This is a genomic window from Serinicoccus chungangensis (genome assembly GCF_001483745.1).
Lineage (GTDB): Bacteria > Actinomycetota > Actinomycetes > Actinomycetales > Dermatophilaceae > Ornithinicoccus > Ornithinicoccus chungangensis_A.
Genome location: NZ_LQBL01000029.1, coordinates 101371 through 127598, shown reverse-complemented (window position 1 = coordinate 127598; position 26228 = coordinate 101371). Strand labels below are relative to the sequence as shown.

26 protein-coding genes are annotated in these 26228 nt (G+C 74.2%); 2 read left to right on the top strand and 24 right to left on the bottom strand.

Translation table 11 applies throughout. The annotated features are described in order from the left end of the window. Positions 1–338 precede the first annotated feature (338 nt). The 15 genes from AVL62_RS12200 to AVL62_RS12130 all read right to left on the bottom strand — a co-directional run bounded on the left by AVL62_RS12200 (position 339) and on the right by AVL62_RS12130 (position 18269). Positions 339–1547, bottom strand: coding sequence for an ATP-binding protein (locus AVL62_RS12200; protein ID WP_058891934.1), 1209 nt, complete (start codon positions 1545–1547; stop codon positions 339–341). A 125-nt stretch (positions 1548–1672) separates the two neighbouring features. Continuing rightward, entirely contained in the window at positions 1673–1948 is a 276-nt protein-coding gene (locus AVL62_RS12195) for a WXG100 family type VII secretion target (RefSeq protein ID WP_058891933.1), read from the bottom strand. 213 nt (positions 1949–2161) lie between these two features. Beyond that, the gene (locus AVL62_RS12190; RefSeq protein WP_058891932.1) at positions 2162–6841 is read right to left on the bottom strand and encodes an FtsK/SpoIIIE domain-containing protein; all 4680 of its coding nucleotides are present in this window, start codon (positions 6839–6841) and stop codon (positions 2162–2164) included. A gap of 4 nt (positions 6842–6845) precedes the next feature. Further along, positions 6846–9746, bottom strand: coding sequence for a LysM peptidoglycan-binding domain-containing protein (locus AVL62_RS18065; RefSeq protein ID WP_058891931.1), 2901 nt, complete (start codon positions 9744–9746; stop codon positions 6846–6848). 33 nt (positions 9747–9779) lie between these two features. Next, the gene (locus AVL62_RS12180; RefSeq protein ID WP_161937883.1) at positions 9780–10742 is read right to left on the bottom strand and encodes a hypothetical protein; all 963 of its coding nucleotides are present in this window, start codon (positions 10740–10742) and stop codon (positions 9780–9782) included. Continuing rightward, on the bottom strand, positions 10736–11497 hold the full coding sequence (locus AVL62_RS12175) for a hypothetical protein (protein ID WP_153011779.1): 762 nt from the start codon (positions 11495–11497) through the stop codon (positions 10736–10738). The genes AVL62_RS12180 and AVL62_RS12175 overlap by 7 nt, the downstream gene beginning before the upstream one ends. Positions 11498–11505: 8 nt before the next feature. After that, a complete protein-coding gene (locus AVL62_RS12170) occupies positions 11506–12105 on the bottom strand; it encodes a pilus assembly protein TadG-related protein (protein ID WP_058891928.1) in 600 nt (199 codons plus the stop codon). Then, positions 12102–12524, bottom strand: coding sequence for a TadE/TadG family type IV pilus assembly protein (locus AVL62_RS12165; protein WP_058891927.1), 423 nt, complete (start codon positions 12522–12524; stop codon positions 12102–12104). The genes AVL62_RS12170 and AVL62_RS12165 overlap by 4 nt, the downstream gene beginning before the upstream one ends. Positions 12525–12579: 55 nt before the next feature. Beyond that, a complete protein-coding gene (locus AVL62_RS12160) occupies positions 12580–13044 on the bottom strand; it encodes a TadE/TadG family type IV pilus assembly protein (RefSeq protein ID WP_153011778.1) in 465 nt (154 codons plus the stop codon). Next, a complete protein-coding gene (locus AVL62_RS12155) occupies positions 13044–13253 on the bottom strand; it encodes a hypothetical protein (RefSeq protein ID WP_058891945.1) in 210 nt (69 codons plus the stop codon). Before AVL62_RS12155 ends, AVL62_RS12160 begins: the two co-directional genes overlap by 1 nt. 101 nt (positions 13254–13354) lie before the next feature. Continuing rightward, on the bottom strand, positions 13355–14299 hold the full coding sequence (locus AVL62_RS12150; RefSeq protein WP_235585686.1) for a type II secretion system F family protein: 945 nt from the start codon (positions 14297–14299) through the stop codon (positions 13355–13357). Next, complete coding sequence (locus AVL62_RS12145; RefSeq protein ID WP_058891924.1) at positions 14296–15237, bottom strand: type II secretion system F family protein; 942 nt, start codon at positions 15235–15237, stop codon at positions 14296–14298. The genes AVL62_RS12150 and AVL62_RS12145 overlap by 4 nt, the downstream gene beginning before the upstream one ends. Continuing rightward, entirely contained in the window at positions 15237–16595 is a 1359-nt protein-coding gene (locus AVL62_RS12140; RefSeq protein WP_235585685.1) for a CpaF family protein, read from the bottom strand. The genes AVL62_RS12145 and AVL62_RS12140 overlap by 1 nt, the downstream gene beginning before the upstream one ends. Further along, positions 16592–17584 carry a hypothetical protein gene (locus tag AVL62_RS12135; RefSeq protein ID WP_058891923.1) on the bottom strand — a complete coding sequence of 331 codons (993 nt, stop codon included), beginning with the start codon at positions 17582–17584 and terminating at the stop codon, positions 16592–16594. Before AVL62_RS12135 ends, AVL62_RS12140 begins: the two co-directional genes overlap by 4 nt. A 7-nt stretch (positions 17585–17591) precedes the next feature. After that, the gene (locus AVL62_RS12130) at positions 17592–18269 is read right to left on the bottom strand and encodes an SAF domain-containing protein (RefSeq protein ID WP_058891922.1); all 678 of its coding nucleotides are present in this window, start codon (positions 18267–18269) and stop codon (positions 17592–17594) included. Positions 18270–18418: 149 nt separating this feature from the next. On the opposite strand from AVL62_RS12130, the gene AVL62_RS12125 reads away from it, so the two are divergent. After that, positions 18419–18751 carry a rhodanese-like domain-containing protein gene (locus tag AVL62_RS12125; protein ID WP_058891921.1) on the top strand — a complete coding sequence of 111 codons (333 nt, stop codon included), beginning with the start codon at positions 18419–18421 and terminating at the stop codon, positions 18749–18751. 126 nt (positions 18752–18877) lie between these two features. Further along, a complete protein-coding gene (locus AVL62_RS17555; RefSeq protein ID WP_058891920.1) occupies positions 18878–19426 on the top strand; it encodes an HAD family hydrolase in 549 nt (182 codons plus the stop codon). Positions 19427–19562: 136 nt separating this feature from the next. Here the strand turns inward: AVL62_RS17555 and AVL62_RS12115 are convergent, their stop codons facing one another. From AVL62_RS12115 to AVL62_RS12075, 9 genes are read right to left on the bottom strand one after another with little or no spacing between them, the layout of a single operon-like run. Next, a complete protein-coding gene (locus AVL62_RS12115; RefSeq protein ID WP_058891919.1) occupies positions 19563–20423 on the bottom strand; it encodes an Fpg/Nei family DNA glycosylase in 861 nt (286 codons plus the stop codon). Beyond that, positions 20423–21487, bottom strand: coding sequence for an App1 family protein (locus AVL62_RS12110; protein WP_058891918.1), 1065 nt, complete (start codon positions 21485–21487; stop codon positions 20423–20425). The genes AVL62_RS12115 and AVL62_RS12110 overlap by 1 nt, the downstream gene beginning before the upstream one ends. A 10-nt stretch (positions 21488–21497) precedes the next feature. Beyond that, positions 21498–22058 (bottom strand): hypothetical protein, encoded by a 561-nt coding sequence (locus tag AVL62_RS12105; RefSeq protein WP_058891917.1) that lies wholly within the window; start codon positions 22056–22058, stop codon positions 21498–21500. Between the two features lie 24 nt (positions 22059–22082). Beyond that, entirely contained in the window at positions 22083–22304 is a 222-nt protein-coding gene (locus tag AVL62_RS12100; protein ID WP_058891916.1) for a hypothetical protein, read from the bottom strand. Then, positions 22292–22804, bottom strand: coding sequence for a hypothetical protein (locus AVL62_RS12095; protein WP_058891915.1), 513 nt, complete (start codon positions 22802–22804; stop codon positions 22292–22294). Before AVL62_RS12095 ends, AVL62_RS12100 begins: the two co-directional genes overlap by 13 nt. Next, a complete protein-coding gene (locus AVL62_RS12090) occupies positions 22801–23394 on the bottom strand; it encodes a hypothetical protein (protein ID WP_058891914.1) in 594 nt (197 codons plus the stop codon). The genes AVL62_RS12095 and AVL62_RS12090 overlap by 4 nt, the downstream gene beginning before the upstream one ends. After that, positions 23391–23963 (bottom strand): MauE/DoxX family redox-associated membrane protein, encoded by a 573-nt coding sequence (locus tag AVL62_RS12085; protein WP_058891913.1) that lies wholly within the window; start codon positions 23961–23963, stop codon positions 23391–23393. Before AVL62_RS12085 ends, AVL62_RS12090 begins: the two co-directional genes overlap by 4 nt. Further along, positions 23960–24673, bottom strand: coding sequence for a hypothetical protein (locus AVL62_RS12080; RefSeq protein WP_058891912.1), 714 nt, complete (start codon positions 24671–24673; stop codon positions 23960–23962). The genes AVL62_RS12085 and AVL62_RS12080 overlap by 4 nt, the downstream gene beginning before the upstream one ends. A 9-nt stretch (positions 24674–24682) precedes the next feature. Next, positions 24683–26212 (bottom strand): cell wall-binding repeat-containing protein, encoded by a 1530-nt coding sequence (locus tag AVL62_RS12075; RefSeq protein WP_153011777.1) that lies wholly within the window; start codon positions 26210–26212, stop codon positions 24683–24685. Positions 26213–26228 lie beyond the last annotated feature (16 nt).

Genomic DNA, 26228 nt, shown 5'->3' with positions numbered 1-26228 from the left:
CCTTGGCCACGGGCAGGGAGATGAGCTGTCCGTCAGCAGGGAAGCACGTGTCCGCCAACAGGGAGATTGGCATGTCCGCTAGCACGACGGTACTCGGACTCGCGGCGACGTGAGCGCGACTGTCGGGCCGGGCGGTCTACTTTGGCCGGACCCACGGCCGGGGCCGGATCCTGCAGGTCCGACGCTCGCGAGCGCGCAATCTTCACTGCATCTCGACATCTGGCGTCTCAGATTGCCCGCTTCGTTGTCTCATTTCTCACGTCTGGAGTGGGCCTGGTCTCACGAGTCTCGTTTCGCTCGCCCACGTCTCATTTTCGCTCGAACTGGACACGGGCGGCTCAGGTGTTCTCGCGCAGGTAGCGGCCGAAGTGCGGCACCGTGAAGGCGATGCGCCCGCGCTCCCCGGAGTAGATGAGGCCCTTCTTGAGCAGCGCGTCCCGCGGCGGCGACAGCGACTGCGGCTTGCGGCCCAGGTGGCTGGCGATGTCGGCCGTCGCGACCGACTCGATCTCGTCGACCTCCTCCCCCGTCTCCACCCGCTGCGCGGCGAGGTCGGCCATCGCCCGGAGGTACTCCCGCTCCCCCGGGGTGGCCCGCTCGTAGCGGCTGCCGAAGAAGCCGACCGCCAGCTCGGCCTCGGCCTCCGGCCCCGCCACCCGCACGTCCTCGGCGGTGATGGGGGACTGCGGGGCGAGGTCCCACACCTCCTTGCCGTAGGCCTGCAGGAAGTAGGGGTAGCCGCCGGTCGCGGCATACATCGCCGCCAGGGCCTCGGGCGACCACGTCGCGTCCTCGTCCTCCGCGGGCAGCTGCAGCGCCCGCTCGGCCTGCTCGCGGGAGAGCCGGTCGATGCGGGTGTAGCGGAAGAGCCGCTCGGAGTAGGACTTGCTCGCCGACAGCACCGCGGGCAGGTGGGGCAGCCCGGCGCCGACGACGATGACCGGCAGCGCCGACTGGCTCAGCTCGTGGCAGGCCGCGCAGATCGCCGACACGTCGTCGGGCTGCAGGTCCTGCATCTCGTCGATGAAGACGCCGACGCCCTTGCCGACGTCCGCCGCGAGACCGCCCACGTCGGAGAGCAGCTCCACGAGGTCGATCTCCATGTCGCCGGAGTCGGCACGCCCGGTGACCGCGGCGACCTCGATGCCGGGGTTCCACCGGTCCCGCAGCTTGGCGCCCGGCTGGTCCTTCTGGGCGAACGCCTTGATGACGCCGAGCACGTGGTCGACCTCGTCCCCCTGCGGGTGCCCGAGCTCGCGCACCGCCACGTGCAGCGCCGCCGCCATGGGTCGGCGCATGCCCTGCTCCGGGCGCGCCTCGTACTTGCCCGTCCCCCAGCGGGAGCGCACGGCCGCCCCGCGCAGCGCGTTGAGCAGCACGGTCTTGCCGACCCCGCGCAGACCGGTGAGCACCATGCTGCGCTCGGGGCGGCCGCGCTGGATGCGCTCGAGCACCACGCGGAAGCGGTCGAGCTGCTCGTCGCGACCGGCGAGCTCGGGCGGGCGCTGGCCGGCGCCGGGGGCGTAGGGGTTACGGATGGGATCCACGATGGCACTGTATGCGGTTCTCTAGCAGATCTTTCAGAGACACGCAGACTCGGTCATCGTCGACCCGGACACACAGCAGGGGCCGGGGGGCGCCTCGCGCTCCCCGGCCCCTGCCGCCGGATGACTCAGATGCGGTCCGACTCGCCGGTGGCGGCGGCCAGGTTGTTGTGCTGCGTCTTGATGTCTTCCTTGGCCTCGTTGAGCGCGTCGACCAGCTTGGGGGTCAGCGTCGGCTTGAACGTCTGCCAGGCGTCCTTGAACTTCTCCGAGTTGGCACCGGTCCAGACGGTGCTGTTGAGCGACTTGTCGATGTCCTCGGACACCCGCTGGATGTCCAGGGCGGAGGTGTCGAGCGTCTTGTGCAGGTCTCGCAGAGTCGCGAGTTCACCACCAACGGCCATGAGTGGTACTCCCCTTCCGAGGGTTCGTGGAAATGGTCCCGACCGCATCCCCCATGAAACCCCTCGGCGGTGCGGCCGCCTCTCACCCTAGGCAGACCCGGGCGCCATGTCCACCTTCTCGACGTCATCTTCGCGCCAAACTCGCACATCGGCAGCATCCTGCCGATCAGCCTCCCCTCCTGCTCCCGGGGCCGCGGGGGCTCTCCCTCCGCCTCAGCCGGGCCAGACGACCTGCACCCGCTCCGCCTGGCCGGCCACGACGAGGTAGCCGCCGCCCGGGGGCAGCGACTGACCGTAGGCGGACCGGTTCAGACGGGCGCCGAACATGTCGGCGTCGGCGCTGGACTGCGGGTTGAGCAGGACACCGGTGCCGGCCTTCTTCAGCACCGCCGACGGCCCGCGGTAGTGGCTCTGCATGTCCGAGGCCGTGCCGGCTCCCACGAGCATGCTGTCGGAGTCGCGCATCTGCTCGACGGCCTTGACCAGGGCCTCGGCCAGCCACCCGTCCGACCCGACCAGCTCGGTGTCGTCGACGAGCACGACCAGGGGTTCCTCGCCTGCCACGAGGGCGGTGAGCTGCTCGGTCACCTCGCTCTGGTCGCTGCCCAGGTCCCAGGGGCCGTGCACCCCCGGGGACCCGGCGAGCTCGCGCAGCGGGCTCTTCCGGGGCGTGACCAGGGCCACCTGGCACCGCGCCCGCAGCGCCTCGCCGGCCAGCTGGCGCAGGACCGTGGAGCGACCGCTGCGGCGCGGCCCGGTGACCAGCACGGCGGGACCGTGCTCGACCGCGTCGAGGTGCCGCAGGCCGAGGGTGTCGCCGCCCACGGCGACGGCCAGCGCGGTGTCGGGGACGGTGAGTCCCTGCGCCTGCTCCTCCTCGCGCAGCCGGTGCGCCTCCTGCGCGGTGAACCGGACCGGCAGCAGGTCCACATGGAACGGCCGGCGCGAGCGCGGCAGGTCGGCATACCGCTGCGTGGCGGCCTTGCCGAGCGCCTGCAGGGCACGCACCTGCGCGGTGCCGGCCGGGTCGTCGGCCAGCAGCGCGAACTGCGTCTCGCGGAGCCCCTCGGCCCGGAAACCACGCCCCTCCGGCATCCGCTCGGGGACCTTCTTGGCCGGCATGCCGATATTGGAGAAGTCGCTGGGGTCGGTCATCCGCATCATGATCTTGTCGTCCAGCAGCGTGCCCATGCGACCCATGACCACGGAGCGGTCGCCGGTCATGACGACCCGCACCCCCACCGCGGCACCCTCCTGGAGGATCTGCTGGACGGCGGCCACCAGCCGGCCACCGTCGAGGGAGTCGTAGACCTGGAAGAAGCCCTCCCAGCGGTCGAGGAGGACGAGGACGTAGGGCAGCCGCTCCTCCTGCGGCACCGCGGCCCGCTGCTCGGCGACGTCGGCGTACCCGGCCTGCGCCAGCAGCTGCTGGCGCTCGCTGATGAGCGCGCGCAGGCGGCCCACGAGCCGCTCCATCCGGTCGGTCTGGTCGCGCAGGACGACGGCGCCCACGTGCGGAAGAGACTGCAGCGGCAGCAGCGCGTTGTTGCCGCAGTCCACGCCGTAGACGTGCACGTCCTCGGGCGACAGGTCCCGCGCGACAGCGCCGGCCAGCACCCGCAGCGCGCTCGACCGGCCGGTGCGCGCCGCCCCGACGATCGCGAGGTGGGACCCGGTGGCGAGGCTGTATGCCGCCACGTCCCGACGCTGCTGCGCGGGCAGGTCGACGACCCCCAGCGGCAGCCGCATCCGACCGGGCTCGGGCACCGCGTCCGGGAACTGCTCCAGCACCTGCTCGAGGGTCACCACGTCGTCGAGCGCCGGCAGCCACGGGCTGGCCGGGGCGTGCACCCCCGACTCCTCGCTCGCCTGCTGGCAGGCCTGCACCAGGGCGGCGAGGTCGGTCGGGACCGTGGCGTCCTCCTCCGCCGCCTGCACCCGCGGCGGCGCGACCCCGAGCTCGGCGAACGGCATACCCCGCAGCTCGACCTCGGCGGCCCTGCCCTCCCCGCGCGGCCGGCCCCCGACGCGCGAGGACTGGAACGGGATGAGGGAGGAGTGGCCGAGCCGGGCGTAGGCGCGGCCCGGCGTCGACTGGGAGATCTCGGCCGCGTCGCGGGCCTCGATGACGTCCTGGGAGTCGCCCGAGTCGGTCACGCGCAGTGCGATCCGCAGGTTGGTGTTGGACTTGATCTCGGCGCTCACCACCCCGGCCGGCCGCTGCGTCGCCAGGATGAGGTGCACCCCCAGGGAGCGCCCGCGCCGGGCGATGTCGACCAGGCCGGTGACGAAGTCGGGCAGCTCGGCCACGAGCGCGGCGAACTCGTCGATGACGATGAGCAGCCGGGGCATCGGCTCGTCGTCGGGACCCCTGGTCGCGAGGTAGTCCTCGATGTCCTTGGCGTCGGCGCCCGCCAGCTGGTGCTCGCGACGGCGCAGCTCGGCGCCCAGCGACTCCAGCGCCCGGCCGGTGAGGTGGCCGTCCAGGTCGGTCACCATCCCGACGGTGTGCGGCAGCCGGTTGCAGTCCTTGAAGGCCGCGCCGCCCTTGTAGTCGACGAGCACGAAGGTCATCTCGTCGGGCCGGTTGTGCACGGCGAGCGAGGCGATGACGGTCTGCAGCAGCTCGGACTTGCCCGAGCCCGTGGTGCCGGCCACCAGACCGTGGGGGCCGTCCTTGACCATGTCGATGGCGAAGGCCCCTTCCGTGCCCTCCCCGATGACGGCCCGGGTGGTGCGCCCGACCGACACCCAGCGCTCCTGCACGGCGGCGGCGGTGGGCGGGTCGAGCCGCAGCACGTCGAGCAGGCGGCTCGAGGTGGGGATCGTCGCGGCGGCATCCTCGGCGGACACGTCCCGCACCGGGGCCACCGCGCGCGCCACCCGCTCCCCCCATGCCGGGCTGACGAGGTCGGGTCGGACCCCCTCGATGACCCACTGCTCGCTCACCGTCACCCGCATGAGGGGCTCGTCGGCCTGGACGACGGCCCGGCACTCCTCCGGCAGCAGCCGCTCGTCCTCGTCCAGGCACAGGAAGGTGATCCCGACCGAGGGGCCACGCTGCAGCAGCGGCACCATGCCGGGCAGCAGGCGCAACCGCCGGGAGCCGTCGAGCACGACCAGCAGCGGAGGGAAGCTCACGCCCTTGCTCGAGAACGAGCCCGAGTCGGCGAGCTCGAGACGCCGCTCGAGCTCGGCCACCAGCTCGGCGATCCGCCGCGAGGTGGTCTCGTCGTCCACGCCGACCTGGGCCAGCTCGGGGTCTCCGTCGTCGGAGCGCAGGTGCGGCAACCACCGCGCCCAGTGCCAGTCGGCCTCGCCGTCGGCCGAGGTGAGCAGGGTCATGTCGAGGTCCACCGGCGAGTGCAGGACCGCCAGCTGGGCCACCACCCACCGGCCCACCGCGCGGCGGGCCGGTCCGGCCAGGCCGGTCACGCCGGCCTCGAGCAGGCTCACGGTGACGGGCACGTCGGGGGCGGTCCACGCCAGGTCCCCCTCGTGCTCCTCACGGGCGTTGGACTTCACCGTCACCGAGGACACCTGGTCGGCCGTCCCGAAGCGGGCGACGAGCCAGTCGGGGTCGCTGCGGCGCCGCTCCCAGAGCCGGCGCCGCGGCCCGATGGCGGTCATGAGCACCTCGCCCGGGTCGGCGAAGTCGCGCCGTCGGGCGGACCGCTCGTCGGAGAGGCCGGCCAGGGCGCTCTGCTGCACCTTCCGCATCCGCGCGGTGTACTCGGCGAAGTCGTTGCGGTAGCGCTTGCGTTCCTGCGACCGACCGCTCACCCAGTTGGAGATGGCCATGAGCGGCGTCAACGCGATAAAGATGAGGGTGTAGAGGCGTCCGGTGATGAGGTACATCGCCAGGCCGGCGAAGGCCGGCAGGAAGATGAACGCCCAGGGGATCTGCTGGCCCAGCGGCCGCCGTGGCTCGTTGGGCAGGGTGAACTCGGTCTGCCGGGCCGCGGGCAGCAGCCGGGGCGGCCGGTTGTAGTCCAGCGTGGCGCCCTGCGGGCTGAGCGACAGCGAGGCGTCCGGCACGGTCGGCACGGTGAGCTCGAGCAGGCAGGGACCCACCACGAGGGCCTGTCCCGGCTCCCACACCTGCCCCGGCGCCACCTCCTCGCGGTCGATGTGCAGCAGGGGCGTGGGTGCGTCGGCGCTGATGACCCGGGTCCCCGGCGGCAGCTCGCTGTAGGTGCTCTCGCCGGCGCGCCGCTGCTGGATCTCGGCCTCGGCGTCGAGCACGATCGGGCCCGGCAACGGGCGGCTGCGCCACACCGGCTGCTGCAGCACGCCCAGCAGGTCCGGGTCCGGGTCGAGGAGGACGGTGCCGTCGGGACGCACCTGCACGGTCAGGCAGACCCCGGGCAGACCCACCGGGGGCATGGCCACCGCCGCGTGCACCGTGCTGCCGACCACGTGCTCGCCGGTGCTGAGCCGGGCCACGGTTCCCGCCCCGGGCCCGGAGGAGATGCGGACCTCCACCGCCCCGTGCGGCTCGGCCAGCAGGTCGCCCACCGACCCGCCGACGCCCACCACCGAGCCGTGGCGCACCGGGCTGGCGGCCAGCGGCATAGCGGGGTCGAGCCGCCGGTCACCCACGTAGAGCGGTGGGGCGGTCACGGCCTCACGCTCCCGGTCGGCGAGCGCGACCGGGGCCGAGGAGGGTCCGTCCTCGCTCCGCACGACGCGCAGCTGGGGAACCTGGGCCTCGGCACCCCCGCCCGCGCCCAGCGCGGCGAACGGGCGTCGGTGCGCCGTGGCGTCGGCCACGCGGCGGGCCAGGGCGAGGGCGAGATCGCCGACGGTGGCGTCGTCCTCGGTGTCGACGACGAGGTCCAGCGGGTCCGAGGGGCCCTCGGCCGCGGCGATCGCCGTGATCAGCAACCGCACCGGCTCACCCGAGCTCGCGCAGGTCCGGGCTGAGGTGCTGGACGAGGGACACGGTCTCCGGCTCCAGGGCGGCGTCGCCCAGGGCGGCCGTCATCTCCCTGGTCACCCCGGCCGCGTGGTCGGGGTCGGACCCGCCGAGGAGGCGCAGCAGGTCGCGCCACAGGGCCTGGGCCTGCGGCACGAGGGTCAGGCCGTCCCGGAGGGCCTGCTCGGCGGCCGTCCGGTCCCCGGAGCCGGCGAGGGCCGAGGCGGTGTGCCGGGCGACGGCGGTGATGACGACACGGGCGTCCCGGGCGGCCTGGTGGAAGGCCAACCAGCCGTAGCGGGTGCCGGGGGTGCCGGAGAAGGCCGGTCCGCGGGCCTGACCCAGGACCTCCGCCAGGTCTCGCGGCGGGGCGTCGCGCCGCCCGGCCAGGGCCGTCAGCTCCGACCAGTCGACGTGCACCTGCGGGCCGAGCCGCCAGCGACCGGACTCGTCGCGGTCCAGCAGCGGGGTGCCGTCGCTGTCGGTGCCGAGCCACTGCGTGGCCGAGGCCAAGGTCGCCTCCACCACGTCGTCCTCGACCCCGCGGGGCCACAAGGAGATCCGCAGCACCGCGTCGTGGACGCCGTCCGGGTGCAGGGCGACCAGGGTGACCAGCTCGGTCAGCAGCTCCTCCCGGGCGGGGGTGACCTGCCCAGGGGCCTGGACCAGCACCGGGCCGAGGAGCCCGACGTGGGCGAGGGCCGACTGCCGGTCCCACATCGGGGCGGCCTGCGCGGCGGGGCGACGCTGCGCGGGCAGGGTCGCGACGGCGTCCAGGGGTCCGAGCGCGGCCGCGCGGGCGGCGGCCTCGGCACCGTCCTCGGCGGCCTCGCGCACCCACCCGGCGATCCGGTCCAGGTCGCCGTGGCGCAGCCGACGGGCCGTGCCCGACAGCCCGAGGACGCCCAGGTCCAGCTGCCCCGATCCGTCGACGACGAACCGCCAGCGCGCGGCCAGGGTCTGGCCCACGCAGAGGACCGCCAGCCCGGTGCGGCCCGCGGCGAGCAGCTCGGTCAGCTGCTGCGCCTCCTCGGGTCCCGGGCTGCCGGACAGGACGATGACGTGCGGCCGCAGGTCCTGACCCGCACCCGCCGAGCGCCCCGCGAGCACCCCGTCGACCCCGAGCCCGCGCAACCGGGAGCGGTGGGCCTCCACATCCCGCCGACCCACCTGCAGCGCCTCCTCGATCGAGCGGACCTGGTGGACGCGTCCGGGAGCGAGGTCGGTCAACGCCTCGGTGCCGCTCCCGGCGAAGCCGACCAGCGTGGCCCGCGCCCCGTCCGACCACGGGTGGGTCACGAGGTCGACGACGGTGGACAGGGCGACCTCCCGGGCGACCTGCGGGTCGCCGCCGATGCTCACCAGGCCGGGGGCGTACTCCAGGTCGACGAGCAGGTCGAAGCCGTGGGACCGGGCCACGTTGACCAGGGCCGGCCAGGGGGCCGGACCGGTCACGGGGTGACCCTCCAGGTCGCCCGAACGCAGGACCCAGACACCGCCCTCCTCGGTCTGCTGCCAGGGCGCCGGGGGTGCGGGGTGGTCGGCGCCCCCCGCGAGGTGGACGACGAGCTGCTCGTCCCCGACGTAGACCGCGGCCGCGTCCGGCAGGTCGAGCCCCTGGTCGCGGTGTCCGGCCGCCAGCACCCGCAGGCCTCGGTCGAGCAGCTCGGCCCGTCCGCCGTCGGCCGCCAGCCGGAGCGCCTGCTCGGGCGCACCGGGGTCGCCGTAGGCGCCGCGGCGGGTGGAGAGCGCCAGCGCGAGGCCGGCCAGCACCATGCCGCCGCCGAGGGCCAGGTCGCCCAACGGGACCTGCTCGGCCGCGCCACCCTCGGTCGCGGCGGCTGCGGTGTCCCCCGAGGCCCCGCCCTCGGCGGGGGCGGCGAGGTCGGCGGCCCGGTCGACCGCACCGGAGCCGGCCTCTCCCGCGGCCTGCGCGGTGACGTCCGCCGTGCGCCCGCCCAGCTCGTCCAGGACGGCCTGGCTGGCCTCCGGGCCCGGCGTGGGCGCGGCGGCTGGCGCCTGGGTGCGCACCGAGGTGATGTCGGGGCCGGTCGCGTCGGCCGGCATGACGAGCTGCCAGCCCGGCTGGATGAGGTCGGCCTCCTGCAGCTTGCGTCCGTCGGGCTGCGTCCGGCCCTGGTTGAGCTGGTAGAGCTCCTTGTAGCGGTAGGGGTCCCCCAGCGTCCGGTCCGCGATGTCCCAGAGGGTGTCGTGGTGGCGGCCGGACGGCGGCTTGACCTCGTAGAACTTGGTGACGGTGGAGGAGGCGACCGCGGTCTCGGCCACGGCGCCGGACGCGGTGGGGGCGGCGTCCTCCTTCGCCCCGACCTCCCCGACGCCGACCCCGCCCGTCGCGCCCTGCTCGGCGGCGGCGCCGGCCTGCGCGGTGCTCACCACGGAGGCCGCCGGGGCCCCGGACTGCCCGGGTGCCTGACCCGTCATGGTGGCCGACCCCGCCAGGAGGAGGACGCCGGCGATGAGACGGCGGGCGACGAGCTGGGACCCGGCCCCCGCCGGCACCATCCCGGGCAGCCGGCCGGCGCGCACCGCCCTCCACTCGGCGAGCAGGCAGACCACGAAGTGGGCCCACACGAGCCACACCAGCACCGCCACGATGTTGATGAGCGCCTCGGCGGTCACCGGGGCGGTCAGCCAGTCGAGGCTCGGTGCGGCGGTCGGGAGCGGGTTGCCGACGAGGAGCACGAGGCCCACCGGCACCCCGACGACCAGCACGAGCAGCCCGAGCAGGGCCGCCAGCCCGCGGGGGACGGACCGCTCGCTCTGCTCCGGGCGGGGCAGGTGGTCGGCCGCCGTGCGCGGCTGGAAGCCTGCCGACGGGGTGCGCCCGGACCTGGGACGCCTGGGTGTGGTGGTGCTCATCGGTGATCCTCCCCGGATCGCTGTCGGCTCAGGTCACGGGCGGACCAGGGCCTGGACCTCGTTGACCTGCATGAGTCCCTCGCCGCTCTTGACGAAGGAGTGGAAGGGCTGCCACTCGCCCTGGATGCGCGCGTCGATCTGCCACTGGGCGTGGATCTCGCCCTGGTAGGTGTCGTCCGGCTGGGTCTGGCTGGCCTGCTCGTAGGCGTGCCAGCACGCCCCGGGCACGGTGCGCGGGGTGTCGTCGGCCTCGACCTCGCGACCGCCGCCGGGGCAGCGCACGACCGGCCCCCCGCGTCCCTCGGGGTAGACGAGCAGCTCGGTGATGCGACCTCGCATCTCCACCCCCGGGATGGAGAGGTCGACGTGCAGCTCGTCCTCGCCCGCGTTGTAGAAGGCGACGTCGTCGTTGACCCACGGCACAGCGCTGGGCGAGGAGAGCATGACCGGGTCGGGCACGTTGCCGCGGCGCACGAAACGGTCGATGAAGGCCTGCTGGTTGGGGGTGAGCTCGGTGAGCTCCGGGTCGTCGGGCTCGTAGATCCAGATGCCGACGGCGAAGAACAGACCGCCCGGCTCGATGTCGAAGGTCTTGCGGTCGATGCCGCGCAGGCAGCGGTGCCAGTAGTAGTGCGTGCCCTCCGGCGGCGCCTGCAGCTCGATGTCGCTGAGCTCCTCCGGGGTGAGGCGCTCGTGCCAGCAGTCCGGCAGGTCGTCCCCCTTCAGCACCTCGCGGATGCTGGGCCCGTCGGAGGCGTTGGCCGAGACGCACACCCCGCCCACAGAGTTCGGCGACGCGATGAGCGAGCACGCCCCACCGCCGGTCTGGTAGGTCTTGATCCGCGTGCGGTTCTCGGAGGGCCACACCACGGGCTGGCCCTCGCGGGGCTCGGTGTTGACCCCGGCCTGGGCCACCGGAGGCACGGTCGCGAGCACGAGGGCACCGGCCAGGGCGGCCGCGGCGCCGCGCGAGCGCAGGGCGGGCATGCTTACCATGATCGTGTCTCCACCTCGGTGGTCGAGCAGTTGATGGTGCCGGAGTACAGCGCCTCGACGAGATAGTCCCCCTCCGCGCCCGGGTCGTCCACGAGCGAGTACTCGATCGACGACACCTCCAGACCCGTCATGCCGTCGTCCGAGCGCGAGGGATCGGCCGAGAACCCGTCCGTCACCATACATCCTTGGACCGACCATGTCCCGTCCTCCAGCTCGGTGACCTGCAACGGGGTGAAGGGCAGCGGGCCGGGGTAGGCGCGACCGAACTCCTCCTCGAAGACCTCCACAAGACCCTCCAGACCGCCCTCGTCGAGGGTGGCGAGCCAGTCCTGGTCCTGGGGGTCGTCCGCCGTCGCCGCACGGGCGAACGCCTCGTTGAAGCGCTCGACCGCCAGGACGCGCGGGTCCTCGTCGAGCTCGCCCTCCTCGACGGCGAGCGGGGGCGGCTCCGCGGTGAAGGTGGCCCAGGTGTCCGGCCGGTCCTCGGCGTCGTCCTGCGAGGCCTGCTCCTCCGTGGTCTGCTCCTCCTCGGTGGTCTGGTCCTGCTCCGAGGTCTGCGCGGAGGTGGGGGCCGCGTCCTCGGTGGTCGGCTCGTCCGTCTCGGCGGCCGCGTCGTCGGAGGACAGGGCCGTCGGGGAGCTCTCCGGCACGTCGCTCGAGGTGCCGCAGGCTCCCAGCAGGAGCGGCAGGGCGCAGCCGGCCAGCAACCGGGCGCGGGCAGGAACGGTCCTCGACGGGGAGGTCGTCGTCGTCATCGTGGTCCTCAGGGGGCGGGGGGTCCGGGCTCAGGGTCAGGGTCGGGGGGTCCCGGCTCAGGTCCGGGGTCGGGCGGTCCCGGCTCAGGTCCGGGGTCGGGGTCGGGCCCCGGGTCGGGCCCGGGGTCCGGGTCGGGCTCGGGGTCCGGCGCGGGCGGCAGCAGCTCCCCGGCCACGGGCTCGGCGCGCCCGACGCCGGAGGCGCTGAGGCTGCGCAGGCCCACCATGCCCAGCAGGGTCGTCGGGATCTGCGTCTCCACCCGTACGACCATGGTGTAGGGACGGGGGCTGTCCTCGGCCGGCTCGATGTCGGTGACGCCGCAGCTGGTCACGGCGCTGCGCTGGAGCACCTGGGCGCAGTAGTCCCCGACGTTGCGCCGGGCCTGCTGCGGGTCCAGCGTGGCCGGCGGTTCGGGATCGACCGCCTGGGCGCCGGCCCTCGCGGCCTCCTCGGCGTAGGCGACCGCCTGGCTGCGGGCGTTGAGCTGGCGCGAGGCGTCGATGACGAGCCCGGCGATGAGCAGCAGCGCCAGAGCCACCACCGGGATCACCGGCAGGATCGACCCCCGCTCCCGGCCGGCGCGCAGCACCTGGACGAGGCCGGTCACGGGTCCACCCCGCGGTACTGGTCCACGACGGAGGCGAAGGAGGAGGAGGGGGAGACGCTCCCCGGGGCACCGGGCATACCGATGTCGGACAGGGCGTAGCTGCAGCTGGCCTGGACCGTGAGCGTCGAGCCGGGCTCGAAGTCGCCGGTGATCTGCACCGTGAGGCTGGCCGGGCAGCCGTCGATCGCCCGGGTGTTCTCCTGGAGCACCGCCATGGCGCTGCTGCGCGCCTCCGGCATGGACCGGGCCTGGGTGGCGACCCGGGCGGCGTCGCGGGTGCCGGCCTCGAGGTGCCCGTTGGCCCAGGCGACCCGGCCGAAGGTCCAGGCCAGGGCGAGCATGAGGAGCACGATGGGCGCGGCGAAGGCGAACTCGAGCGCGATGGACCCGCGCTCCCGGGTGGCGGTATGCCGTCCCATCTCGTCCTCGTCTCGGTGCTCTGCTGTCGGTGGTCTCTGGGAGGGGTGGGTCAGGTCAGGGCGCGAGCTCGGGCTCGAGGAAGCGCTCCACGGACCCGGAGGCGTCGGCGGTGGCGGTCAGCCGCAGCCCCGGCACGAGCGTGATGACGCGCCCGCTCACCGTCACGGTCACCCGGGCGGTGCCGTCGCCCTCCTCGACGTAGGTGCTCCCCACCTCGGGGTCCGTCAGGCCCGGGCCACCGACGTTGGCGGCGAAGCGCTCGGTGCGGGCGACCGCGTCCGGCTCCAGCGCGGCGTAGGCGGAACGGTCCTCGGCGAGGCGGAGCATCGACACCCCTTCCCGGGCGGCGTGCGTGGCGGCGGCCCGTCCGTAGAAGAAGAACGCCGCCTGCAGGCTGAAGAAGATCAACGACAGCAGGACCGGCGCCACGATCGCCAGCTCCAGCGCCGAGCTGCCGCGCTCGACGCCCCCACGGGCCTCCCGCCGCGTCCGCACCTGCGGGCGACGGCGAAGCGGCATCAGCAGGTGCCGCCCGGCCCCACGTTGCCGCACGACTCGACCTGCGCGGCCCGCGTGGCGATGACGTTGTAGACGGCGGCGCCGATGAGGGCCGCCGCGACGACGACGACCGCCGCGATGAGGGCCCACTCCAGCGCGGACGCCCCGCGGTCCTTCTGGGAGATCAGGTCGCGCCGGACCCGCAGCGCATACGCTCTCATCGATTTCATGGACACCCCTCGGTCATGGTCAGAACCCCGGGAAGGGCCGGGGTCGCAACTCAGGATAGTTGCACACCTCCCTGGACGACGCCACTCGTCCGGAAGTTCCCTCAGATGGCCTGCTCGGTCATGAGCGCGACCAGGGCCGGGTAGGCGAGGTAGACGAGGAAGGCCACGACGAGCAGCATCTGGGCGATGAGCATCGACTGGGACCGCTCCCCCTCGTCCCCCTCGGCCTCGGACAGCGCCTTGCGGCGCATGGTGGTGGCCCGGGCGGTGAGGGACTGCCGGATCTTGGCCCCGTCGTCGGCCGCCAGGACCAGGGCACCGGACAGGCTCTCCAGCTCCTCCAGGCCGATCTCCTTGCCGAGCCGACCGAGCGCCTCCCAGGGGGTGGTGCCGAACAGCCGCGCGTTGGCCAGGGTCTGCCGGATGCGGACCACGGACCAGTGGTCGCTCACCGAGGAGGCCGCGAGGAGGGCCTCGGGGAGACCGCGGCCACCGGCGAGGTTCATGGCGACGAGGTCGAGGAAGATCCCCACCGTCCGGCGGAACTCCCGACGCCGCTGCTCGGCCTCGGCCCGCAGCGAGAGGTCGGGCAGGAAGAAGCCGAGCAGGCCCAGCAGGAGCCCCAGGCCGAGGGGCATGGACGGGCCGATGTCGAGGCCACCGAGGCGCAGCGCGCCCCACACCAGGGGCCCCACGAGGAGCAGCATCGTGCCGCTCACGACCTTGAGCGCCAGCATGGCGCCGACGCTGCGGTTGAGGATCGTGAGGTCGGCGCGGTGCCGGCTCATCTGCCAGCCACGCTGGGCGGCCAGCACCTCGAAGCGGTCCGCGAGACCCGTCATGACCGAGCGGCCACGGCTGCTCATGTCGGCGAACGACGTGTCGTACTCCGACAGCGTGTGGGTCTGCATCGACCGGGAGCCCGCGTCGATCCGGGCCACGAGGGTGGCCACGCCGGGCCGCGGACGCAGCAGCGTGCGGATGAAGAGGTAGATGCCGAGGCCGACGAGGCCACCGGCCAGCATCGGCCAGACCATCGGGCTCATCGTCGGCCTCCCCGGTCCGTCCGACCGGTCTGGGCACCCTCGCGCACGTCGTCGAGCAGCTGCTCCATGTCCCGCGCCCGGGCCTCCCGGTTGACCACGAGGAACCGGCTGAGCTTCTGTGGCTCGGACAGCCTGCGCATCCACAGCAGACCGCCGGCGAACAGGCCGGCCACGACGAGCAGCACCCCCTGGCCGGCCAGGGTGCCGTAGGGCTCCACGTAGACCCGGTTGAAGAGGGCCAGACCACCCATGACGGACAGCACGATGACGACGATGATCTTCACCGAGCGCCGGATGGAGCGCCGGCTGGCGGAGATGCGCCGCCGCATGTCCAGCTCCTCGCGGGTGGACACCGCGAGCGCGCCCAGGACGTCGCGCAGGCCCGGCCCGCGCAGCCGCGCGTTGAGCACGAGCGCCGAGCAGATGACGTCGGCGGAGGGGTCGTCGAGGTCCTCGGCGAAGTCGATGAGGGCCTCCGACAGCGGCTCGCGGATGCGCAGCCGGTCGACGAGGAGGTTGAGCGAGGACCGGATGGAGGGCCCGGCGTTGACGGCCGTGGCGGGGATGGCCTGCTCCAGCCCGACGGCCCCGGCGATGGTGTCGCGCAACGACTCGGTCCACGTGGCCAGCGCCTCGAGCTTGTTGATGCCGGCGGTCTCGGCGCGGGAGTCGCCGGTGAGCTGGTCCCACAGCCCGGCGAGCAGCCCGATCCCGACCGCGGCCACCACCCAGCGGGTCAGCAGGAGCACGAGCAGGCCGACCACGACGCCGGCGACGAGGCGACGGCTGACCCCGCCCAGCGTGACGTTCTCGAAGCGCCGCGGCGTGGACGGGTCGCGCTCGGGCAGACCGACGACCGCGAGGACGGCGACGTAGAGCCCCAGCCCGACGACCGCACCCGTCGCCATGGGCAGGAGCAGCGTGTAGAGCTGGCCCATCAGTCCCACCGGGTGACCGGCGTCGGCGTGTAGCCGAAGGGCACCAGGTCGTCGATGCACTCGATGGGCGCCTTGGCCCGCGCCACGCCGTCCGGTCCGGCCGCGAAGACCTCGGAGGAGAGCACCCGCCCGTCGACACCGGTGACCTCCCGGATCGACTGCACCCCGCGCATGAGGCCGCCGCCGGTCGCGTGCTCGTTCTTCTTGCGGAGGAACACGACGAAGTTGACGGAGCCCGCGATGAGCATGTGGGTGGCCTCGACCGGGAGGTTCTCCTCGGCCTGCAACGCATACGTCGCGATGCGGTTGAACACCTCCATCGAGGAGTTGGCGTGGATCGTCGACAGGGACCCGTCGTTGCCCTGGCTCATCGCGTTGAGCATGGTGACGATCTCGTCGCCCAGCACCTCGCCGACGATGACCCGTGAGGGGTTCATCCGCAGGCTACGGCGCACCAGCTCGGCCATCGACACCATGCCGACGCCCTCGGAGTTGGGCAGCCGCTCCTCGAAGGCGACGACGTTGGGGTGCTGGTCCTCGAACTTGTCCAGCCCCAGCTCCAGCGCCCGCTCCACCGTGATGAGGCGCTCCTCGGGCGGGATCTCGGCGGCCATCGCGCGCAGCATCGTCGTCTTGCCGGAGTTGGTGGCCCCCGCGATCATGATGTTCTTGCGGGCCGCGACCGCCGCCTTGAGGAAGCGCATGACGTCCTCGCTGAAGGTCTGGGTCGACAGCAGGTCCTCCAGGCTGACCTGGCCGAGCCGGGCCCGGCGGATCGACAGCGACGGCCGCTGGCAGACGCCCATGACGGCCGAGAGCCGGGAGCCGTCCGGCAGCCGCAGGTCCAGCTGCGGGTTGGCCGAGTCGAAGGGTCGGGAGGTCAGACCCACGTTGGCCGCGAGGATCTGGATGAGCTCGATGAGCTCCTCGTCGCTGTCCGCGACCGGGGGTGCGATCTCCTCGTGACCGTCGGCATACCCCACGAAGACCCGGTCGCAGCCGTTGATGTCGATGTTCTCGACCTCGCGGTCCTCCAGCAGCGGCTGCAGCCGGCCGACCCCGAAGAGCGCGGCGTGGATCGCCGCGGCGACCCGTTCCTCCTCCTCCGCGGTGGGCGGCACCCGTCCCTCGGTGATCATGAGGGTGGCGTGGTCCTCGAGGACCTGGACGATGAGGGAGCGGGCGAAGTGCCGCTCGTCCTCGCTGCTCATGGGCGAGCGTCCGGCGACCTCGTCGCGGCGGCGCTGCTGGTTGAGCCGGTCGGCGACCTGCGAGCGCAGGGTGCGGACCAGCTGGTTCATCTCCGCCTGCTGCTCGGGGCTCGCGCCCGCCAGCAGGGGGGTCGAGGACGTGGTCATCGCAGGCTCCACCTGGTCTTCCTGGGTCGCTCGCGGCGCCGGCGCCTCTCGCCCCGGCCCGCGTCCTGGTCACCGGCGTCGGCGTCCGCGGCCTGGCCCTCGGGCTCACGCTCGGGTATGCCGTCCGCCCGCTCCTGCTGCCCCGTCGCGGGTGCGGGGGGCTGGTCCCCGGTCGCGGCGTCTGTGTCCGCGTCCGCGTGCCCGGCGGCCCCCGTGTCGAGGACCACGGCGGGGCCGAGGGCCGCGACGAGGCGCTCGACGAGGGAACGGCCCGAGCGCACCAGCATGGTGCGCTCCGGGCGCGACACCGGGTCGCCGTGGAACATCCGCTCCGGGCGGGGGTCGAGGGCGACCTGGCCGAGGTCCAGCACGTCGGGGAAGTCGGCCCGCACCGTGGTGATCGCCGAGGACGCCTCGTCCTGACGCTGCACACCGGAGAGCGCGACGAGCCCGACCCTCGGGGCGTCGGCCCCCAGGGCGGCGAAGGTCTGGGTCAGCACCGTCAGCCGCTCGCGCATGTGCATGACGCTGGCCGGCTCGGCCCGCACGACCCCGACGACGAGGTCGCTGCGCTGCACCAGCGAGAGCTGGCCGGAGCGCGCGGCGAGCTGGCCGGCGTCGACGACCACGTCGGTGCCCGGCACCTCGCGGAAGGCGCGGGCGAGGGTCGGCCACAGCGCGGCCGACGCCTCGGCCTGCTCGGAGGTCTCCAGTCCCACGAGCACCTGCTGGCCACCGAGGGCCACCTGCGAGTGGTCCAGGACGACGCCCGAGGACAGTCCGTGCCGGGCGAGCGGCAGCAGGGTGAGCAGCCCCGGGTGCTGGGTCAGCGGCAGGCCCGACTCGGAGGGGAGCCGCATGAGCAGGTCGCCGCCGTTGCCGTCGGCGTCGACGAGCAGCGTCGGGCGCGGCCAGAGGGCGGCCACGAGCATCGCCGTGCTCGTGACGCCGGGTGCGCCCTTGGCGCTGAAGAAGGAGATCAGGGCCATGTCGAGCTCACTCCGTGCGCCAGTCGACCACCGGCGCGGTGTCGGCCGGCAGCAGCGACAGCGCCACGGTGCCGGTCGCGCTGGCGGCGACGACGGCAGGTGCGGCGTCCTCGGGCAGCAGCAGCGTGACGTGGATGGTGTCGCTGGTGTCCACGACCGGACCGACCGCGACCACCTTGGCGGCCTCGACCAGCTGCTGGGCGTCCTCGGCGGCGGCCACCGCCGACTCGGGGGCGGTCGCGAAGACGCGCACGATGTCACCGGCCCGCATCGCGTCGGCCGGCCGCCCCGCGGACGCCACGACCACGCCGACCTGCTGCACCCCGGGCTCGGCCAGCTCGGACGGGGTGAACATCTGGCCCGAGACGAGGCTGCCCTGGGGGATGGTGCTCACCGCCTGGGAGCCGACGAACTGCGGCAGCGACTCGGCGCTCACCACCTGGGCGCCCTCCTCGAAGGCGATCTCGGTCACGGTGAAGTCGTCCTCGGTCACCTCGGCACCCTGCTGGATGGTCTGGGAGGCGACGAGGACCGGCACGCGGTTGCCGGTGCGGTAGACGAGCAGCGCGCTGCCGAGCGCCCCGACGAGGACCAGCAGGAGCGCGAGCAACGCGAGGGCGGGACGCTTGTCGCGGCTGCGCGCAGGCAGGCGTGACGCGTTCGCGCCAGAGGTGGCGGTGGTCATACGGTGTCGTCCCCTCCCGGCACAGACCGGAACATCGAGTCGGTGGTGCGGCGATCACCCTTGTGCGGTGCCCAGCCGCGGACCATGCTAACCCCGCCGCCGACTTCCCCCTAGCGCCACGCGACCGGGAGCGGTGCCATAGTGAGGGCATGAGCGACATCCCCAGCATCCCCGTCACCGAGCTCGCGGACGACGCGGTCGTCGTCGACGTGCGGGAGCCCGAGGAGTGGGCGGCCGGCCACGCGCCCGGCGCCGTCCACCTCCCCCTGGGCGACATCCCGGCCCGCATCGACGAGCTGCCCGAGACCTCCGCGTCGCTGCCGGTCGTGTGCCGCAGCGGTGGACGGTCGGGCCGGGCCGTCGAGTGGCTCGTGCAGCAGGGTTTCGACGTCGTCAACGTCGAGGGCGGCATGCAGGCGTGGAACCGGGCGGGCAAGAGCATGGTCGGCGGGGCGGACGGCCAGGAGCCGACGGTCGTCTGACTGCCTCTGCGCGAGTCTTCCTCTTTCTTACCGTGGGACAAGAGATGGGCATACTCTCCTCGCGAGTCCGGTGGGGTGCCCGTGCCTGATCCCCGTCGACGACCCCTGACGGTCGGATCCCGGGTCGTGGTGCGTCACCTCGTCGAGGCCGGGGAGCGGGCGACCGACACCATCGGCGAGCTGATCACCGCCACCGAGGACGAGCTGGTCGTCGTCGGCCGGCGTGGCGAGGTGCGCATCCGGCAGGTGGACGTGGTCGCCGCCAAGCCGGTCCCCGACCGGCCCTGGCGGGTCGCCGCCTTCCTGCGACGCGCCGGCGTGGCCGTGCTCGACCTCGACGGGGTGCCTCTCCATGGCCCCGTCGTGCCGCTCCTCGACACCCTGGCGACAGGCGGCGCACCCGTCGTCCCGCTCACCGACCGGCCGGACCGGGTGGCGGCCGAGCTGGAGGAGATCGGCCTGGCCCGCGTCATCCCGATGCTGCTCAACACCGACGACCTGGGCGCCGCCAAGCCCGACACCGAGGCGTATGCCGCAGCGCACGCCGCGATCGAGCGGCGCCTCGGTCGTCGCGTGGCGCCGGCGGAGGTCGCCTTCACCGACGACCGCGCCGACCACGTCGACGGCGCGCGGGCCTTCGGCTGGCGCGGCCGGCTGTTCACCCTCCCGCGCTGACCCGCTCCGCGCAGCCCGACGTCCCGCTCGGCCCGGTCCCGCGTCCGGTGGTGCGCGACTGCAGCGGATGTGTCGCCCAGCAGGGCAGTTGCGCGACATACCCGGTGCAGTCGCGCGCTGTCCGGCCGGGAAGCGCTCAGCGCAGGAGGCGGGACATGCGGCGGTCGGCGAGGGGCTTGCCGCCGGTCTGGCAGGTGGGGCAGTACTGCAGGGAGGAGTCGGCGAAGGAGACCTCGCGGACGGTGTCGCCGCACACCGGGCAGGCCTCGCCGGTGCGGCCGTGGACGTTCATGCCGGCGCGCTTGGCGTCCTTCAGCGCGGCCGCCGGCTTGCCCTCGGCCGCCATCACCGCCGCCTGCAGCGTGGTGCGCAGCGCCTGGTAGAGCTCACCGACCTGCTCGGGGGTGAGACCGGCCGCCAGGGCGAAGGGCGAGAGCCGGGCCGCGTGCAGGATCTCGTCGGAGTAGGCGTTGCCGACCCCGGCGAGGATCGACTGGTCGCGCAGCACCCCCTTGATCTGGGTCCGGCGTCCCTGCAGCAGCGCGGAGAGGGCCGCCTCGTCGAAGTCGTCGGCCAGGGGGTCCGGACCCAGCGAGGCCACCCCCGGGACCTTCGCCGGGTCGGTCACGACGTAGGCCGCGAGGCCCTTCTTGGTCCCCGCCTCGGTGAGGTCGAAGCCGGCCCCGTCGTCCAGCCTCACCCGCAGCGCGATGGGGCTGCGCCCGGGGCGGACCTGCGTCCGGGGCACCTCGTCGTACCAGCGCAGCCACCCCGCCCGGGCCAGGTGGAAGACCAGGTGGGTGCCGTCGACGTCGAGATCGACGAACTTCCCGTGCCGGCGGACCGCGTCCACGGGCGCCCCGACGAGGGCGGACGGCGGCGGGTCGAAGGTCTTGAGCACCGCGATCGAGCCGAGCTCGGTGTCGGTGACGACCCGTCCGGTGACCCGCTCGGACAGGAAGTCCGTGAGGGCCTGGACCTCCGGCAGCTCGGGCATCAGGCCTGCCCCCCCGGCCGGGTCCGGTTCCGGGCGCCGACGAGGAGCTGGTGCAGCCCGAAGCCGTTGGACGCCTTGAGCATCGGCACCTGCACGCGCTTGCCCAACAGCTCGTCGGTCGCGACCGGCAGACCGCTGGAGAGGACCTGCTCGGCGGGGGTCAGCTCACGCAGGCAGATCGCCTCGACGGCCTCCGGGTGCTCCTGGGCGAACTGGCCGTAGATCACCGGGTCGTGCTGGCCGTCGTCACCGACGAGGATCCACCGCATCCCGGGGAAGTCCTCCCGGAGCCGTCGCAGCTCGGCCTCCTTGTGCTCCTGCCCCGACCGGAACCAGCCGGTGTTGGTGGGCCCCCAGTCGGTGAGGAGCATCGGGCCGACCGGGAAGTCGTGGCGCCGCAGGAAGCGGGTGAGGGCGGGCGCGGTGTTCCACGCCCCGGTCGAGAGGTAGAAGACCGGCATGAGCGGGTCCTCGGCCAGCAGGGCGCGGTACATCGCGCTCATGCCGGGGACGGCCTGGCGCACCTGCTCGGAGCGGACGAAGGTGTTCCACCCCGCGATGAGGATGCGGGGCAGGTGGGTCACCATCACCGTGTCGTCGATGTCGCTGACCAGCCCGACGCCGACGGCGGGGTCCACGACCAGCACCGACACCGTGAGCGAGTCGCCGTTGCCGAGGTCGAGGTGCGCCTCCTGCCAGCCCGGGCCGAGCCCGTGGCCCTCCAGCTCGACGTCGACGTAGCCACCGCGGTCGCTGCGGGCGCTCGCCTGCGCCTCGCCGAGCCGGACGTGCACGGTCACGCCCACCGCGGGCGCGGTGAGGAAGAGCCGCCACCCGCGCTGCGCGATGTCGAGCAGCGAGTCCTGCGCGTGGGTGAGTGCGGTGCGCGACTCCTCCGGTTCGTGCCGGGACAACAGCACCCGCGCGAAGACCCGCACCCGGTCGGGCGTGCCGTAGCCGGTGTAGCCGAACAACCGCTCGTGCCAGCCACGTCGACGCAGGCTGGAGCTCATGCGCCGTCGGACGGAGTCCTCGAGCTGCGCGGCGATGTGGGGACGCGCCATACCACCCACCCTATCCGCCCAGCCGCGACCAGGCCGCCGCGAGCAGCAGCAGCCCGGCGAGGACGCTGCCGGTCCGTTCGAGGACGCGCGAGTGCCCGGCCAGGAAGGTCTGCCACCCGGGTGACCCCAGGCCGATCCAGAGCAGGACCGCCCAGGACCGGGAGAGGCCGAAGGCCGCGCCCAGGAGGACGGCGACCCACCACGGCGGCACGACGAGCAGGACGAACAGCGCAGCGAGGTATGCCGCGGCCGACGGCACGAGGGTCCGCCACCCGCAGCCGTACTCCAGGCCGAAGCGCAGCCCGCCGCGGGCCATGCCCCGGGCGAAGACCTCCTGCGGGATGAGGATCGAGCGCTGCGGCAGCGGCAGCCGGGGCGTGAGCGCGTCGAGCACCACCAGGGCCAGGACGAGCACGACCAGCAGCACCAGGCGCACCTGCTCGGGCACCGGGCTGACCAGCCCGGCCAGCACACCGAGGGCCAGCCCGGTGGTCGCACCGCCGAGGGTCGTCCCGGCGGCGAAGGCTCCCCAGAGGGAGAGCTGTCGTTGTCGGCCCCGGACCGAGGCCACCAGCGCCCACGCGCTGTTGACGCCTCAGGTGGAGCCGGAGAGCGCCACCCCGGCCACGGTCACCGCGAAGAGGGCCGGGACGACCCACGTCGGTCCGGACACCGGGAGCAGCAGCAGGCAGGCCAGCCCGCCGGCCCCGAGGAGCAGCAGCAGCGGCAACGGGTCGGCGGCCCAGCGGCGACGCGCGGAGACCCCGGTCGCGGCGTCCGCCACGACCGGCAGGTCCGGGTCCTCTAGATCGCCCACGGGCAGATCGTCGCGACGCAGGAGCCGGAGCCGGAGCAGGTCCAGCCGTCGGAGCAGCGGTAGGTCCGGCCGTCGCTGAACTTCCAGTGCCAGGAGTCGTAGACGCCGCCCCAGCAGTCGTCCGGCCGGTGGGTGTAGTAGCGGTCGACGCCCGGTCCGTTCTTGTGCCAGGCCACGACGTTGCCGGCGCCGGAGCGGTACTTCCAGCAGCAGGACCCGTCACGGCACATGGGCGAGGGACCGCACTGGATGCCGTTCTCGGTGTGGTCGCGGGCGTAGGTGGCGCACGGCCCGGTCGAGGTGTCGGTGTAGTCCAGGAAGTAGGCGGCCTGGGCCCGCACCTGGCTGCCCCCGCGGTTGACCAGCGCCAGCGACCCGACACCGACCGCCGTGCCCGCCCCCAGCACGCGGGCCAGGAAGCCGCGCCGGCTGGGGCTCTCCCGCAGCCGGTCCCGCAGCCGGCCGGTGTCGGCCACCGGCAGGTCCTCGAAGCGCATCATGACGGGCCGTCCTCCCTCGTCGACGGTCGTGCCCCGGCCTGGTGAAGCGTCGTGTCGGCCTGGCGGAGCCAGCCGCCCAGGTCGGTGTCCTCCTCGGGCAGGAGAGCCGCCCGGAGGGTGCCCGAGGCGTCGAGCAGCGCGAGGTAGGGGGTGGCCGGGACGGCCAGCCGGTCCATCGCCGTCCGGCCCTGCGGCAGGCAGCGCAGCCGCCCGGCCCCCTCGGCGTCCCGGAGGGCGGGTGCGCAGGAGCCCGCGGAGACGAGGGTCAGTGCCACCGACCCGTCCGCGACCTCAGGGTCCAGGGCGAGCGCGCGCAGGGTGAGCGAGCACGAGCTGCACCCGGGCGAGACGAAGGCCAGGAGGGTATGCCGTGCGGCCGGGTCGACGAGATCGGTCGCCAGATCACCCGGTAGCCGGAAGCCCACCAGCTCGCGGGTGGTCCGTGCCCCGGCGCCCTGGCGCGGTGCCGCCGCGCCGCCCTCGAGCTGCTGGGTGAGGAGGCTGACCTGCCGCAGCAGCCCGGCCAGCCCCAGCGCCAGGAGGGCGATGGCGACGAAGGCGAGCACCAGGGCGGAGGCGGTGAAGCTCATCGCGCCGCCCCGGTGAGGGTGGTGAGCCCGGCGGGGACGGCGCGCGCGGCGGGCAGCGCGGCCGTGGCCACGGCGAGCGCCAGCCCGCCGGCGGCGGCCACGACGACCTGTGCCCAGACCGGCGCGCCGGTGCCGGCGTCCCACGGACCGGTCGGCAGGGCCGCACCCGTGAGCGCCAGGGCACCCAGCAACCCGGCCCGCACCACGCTCCAGCCGGTGACCGGGGTGGTGCCGAGGCCGCAGCCGCAGGGGACCTCCTGCCCGGCGGTGCGCCGCCGCACCACCCGGAGGTAGGCCGCGAAGGCCAGGCAGAGCAGGGCGGCGCCCAGACCCAGGGCTCGCACCGCCGCAGCGTCGAGCACGCCCAGCCCGCCCGCGAGCAGGCCCAGGGCCAGCACGAGCTCGACGGGGCCCAGCACGAGAGCCACCCCCCGGTGGGCGGCGGGCGGGAGCGTGCCGTGGGCCCGCAGCGCCACCCGCGTCGACCGGGGCGCCCGCGCGTGCGACAGCCCCGAGACGAGCAGCACGAGGCCGACGGCCCACAGGCCGGCCGCCGCGAGCACGCTCACCGGACCAGCCCCACGGTGACCTCGGTCATCGAGGCGATGACCGCGTCGACGGCCTCCTCGCTGCCCGGCATGCCGTAGGTCACGAAGTCGGCGCTCTCGAGGACGGCGTAGGGGTGCCGCTCCTCGCCCGAGGACCGCGACAGCAGCCCGCCCCGCACGGGTGCGCCGGAGGAGCGCCCGCCCTGCAGCTGACCGGTGCGGGCCCGCCGGATGTCGAGCAGGTAGCCCGGGGGCGAACCGTCGCCGCCGCCGGTCCCGGCCAGCTCGACCACCTGGGCGAGGGTCTGCGTGCGGTAGGGCGACCAGCTGGCCCGGCCGGTGGGGGTCAGCACCGGTCCCAGCCGGTCCTCCCGGACGTCCACGTCGGCGAGGTAGCCGCTGAGGGCCTCGACGTCCATGGCCGGGACGGTCGAGCCGTAGACGTGGTGGGCCCCGACCGCGACCGACCAGCCCAGCCCCTGCTCCGGGTCGCCGCCGAGGCGGCCGTAGCGCAGCGACCGGCCGTCGCGCAGCGCCACCTCCCGCTGCAGGGTGGTCCCGGTCACCTCGAGGTAGAAGCCGAGGTCCGCCTCGGTGCCGGAGGTGACCTCCAGCTGGCCGGCGCCCTCCAGGGCCAGGACCGCCAGCGCCGTGCCACCCGGCAGGGCGGTGGCGTCGGGCACGTCGACGAGGACCCCCTCACCGGAGAGCAGTCGGTGCGTGGTCTGCATGGGTCCTCCTCACCCGACCTGCGCGCCGACCTGGTCCATGACGACCGAGCTCAGCGCGACCTGCCCGCCCAGCAGGACCCCCCGCAGCGGGTCCAGCGCCTGCAGGGCCGACCGGGCGTCGCTGACGAGCTGGTCCTGCCGGGTGAGGACCACCGGCACCCCCTGGCTGCCTGCGCGCGCGGCGCCCACGAGGGCGTCCGGGAACGCGGTGCCGGTGGCGACGTAGACGCGCGCGGGCTCCTCGTCGAACTGGCGGGCGACGGCGGCGGCCACGGCATACCGGTTGCTGCCGGTGAGGCGGGTCACCGAGCCCGAGGTGTGCCGGCGCAGCTGGCCGACCACGGTGTCGGAGACCGCGACCGGGCCACCGACCACGACGATGCGGCCCGGGTCGAGCCGGCCGATCTGCTCCTCCACCGCCGGGTGCAGCCCCCCGGTCGGCGTGAGCAGCACCGGGGCCCCCTGGTCGCCCGCCAGGGCACCGATGGCCAGGGCGTCGGGGAAGTTGGCGCCGCTGGCGACGTAGAGGACCGGCCGGCCCGGGGCGTAGGTCTCGGCGAGCGCCGCCGAGACGTCGTAGCGGGTGGCGCCGGTCACCCGGCTCGTCGTGCCGGCGTAGGCCCCGGCCTCCTGGGCGACCGTCGAGCTGACCGCGCCCGTGCCGCCGAGCACCACGAGGCGCTGCGGCGAGAGCCGGTCCAGCTGGGCCGCGGTCGCGCCGGGCAGGCGGTCCGAGCGGGTGAGCAGCACGGGCGCGTCCCGCTGGGCCGCCAGCGCCGAGGCGCCGATGGCGTCGGGGAAGTTCTCCCCCGTCGCGAGGTAGGCGACCGGCACCCCGGCCGGGTACGTCGCCGCGATGCGGGCGGCGGAGGCATACCGGTCCGAGCCGGAGATGCGGGAGACCGGCGCGTCCCGGCAGGTGTAGACCTGGACGTTGTCGACGTCCCAGCGGGTGCTCGCCCCGTCGCGGCTCGTGTGCTCGAACCACGTGCCGAGGTGGCCGTTCTCGTCGTCCGTGGCGGCGGTGACGTCGTAGACCCGGCCGTCCCAGGACGACCCGGCGTAGACCCGCAGGTCCACGGAGTTCATCTGGACGCGGGTGTGCGCCGAGTTGCCCTGGGTGCCGCGGGTGGACAGGGCGAGCATGGTGCGACGGTCGACGGAGACCTTGACGTAGGGCAGGAAGAAGTGGTCGCTCGGGTCGGCGGCGGACACCACCGCCCAGGCGGCCCCGCCGTCGCGGGAGGACACCCGGCCCCAGCCGTCGTTGAACCGCGCCTGCGGGACGGCCGAGTCCATGCTCCAGCTGCCCACGCTCACGCGCCGCGTCATGCCCTCCGGGCAGGGGGCCTGCCCCAGGCCGGACCACCCGACCGCTCCCGGGGTGGCCGCCTGCACCTGCGACCAGCCGGGCTCCCCCTCCGCCCCGGGGTCCGCCGCCGAGGTCGCCACCACGCCGAGACCGCCCGCGCCCAGGATCCCCACGAGCAGTGCGGAGGCCAGGACAGCGCCGCCGCGACGTCGACGTGGGTGGCTCATCCGCGGGAGGGGCCGG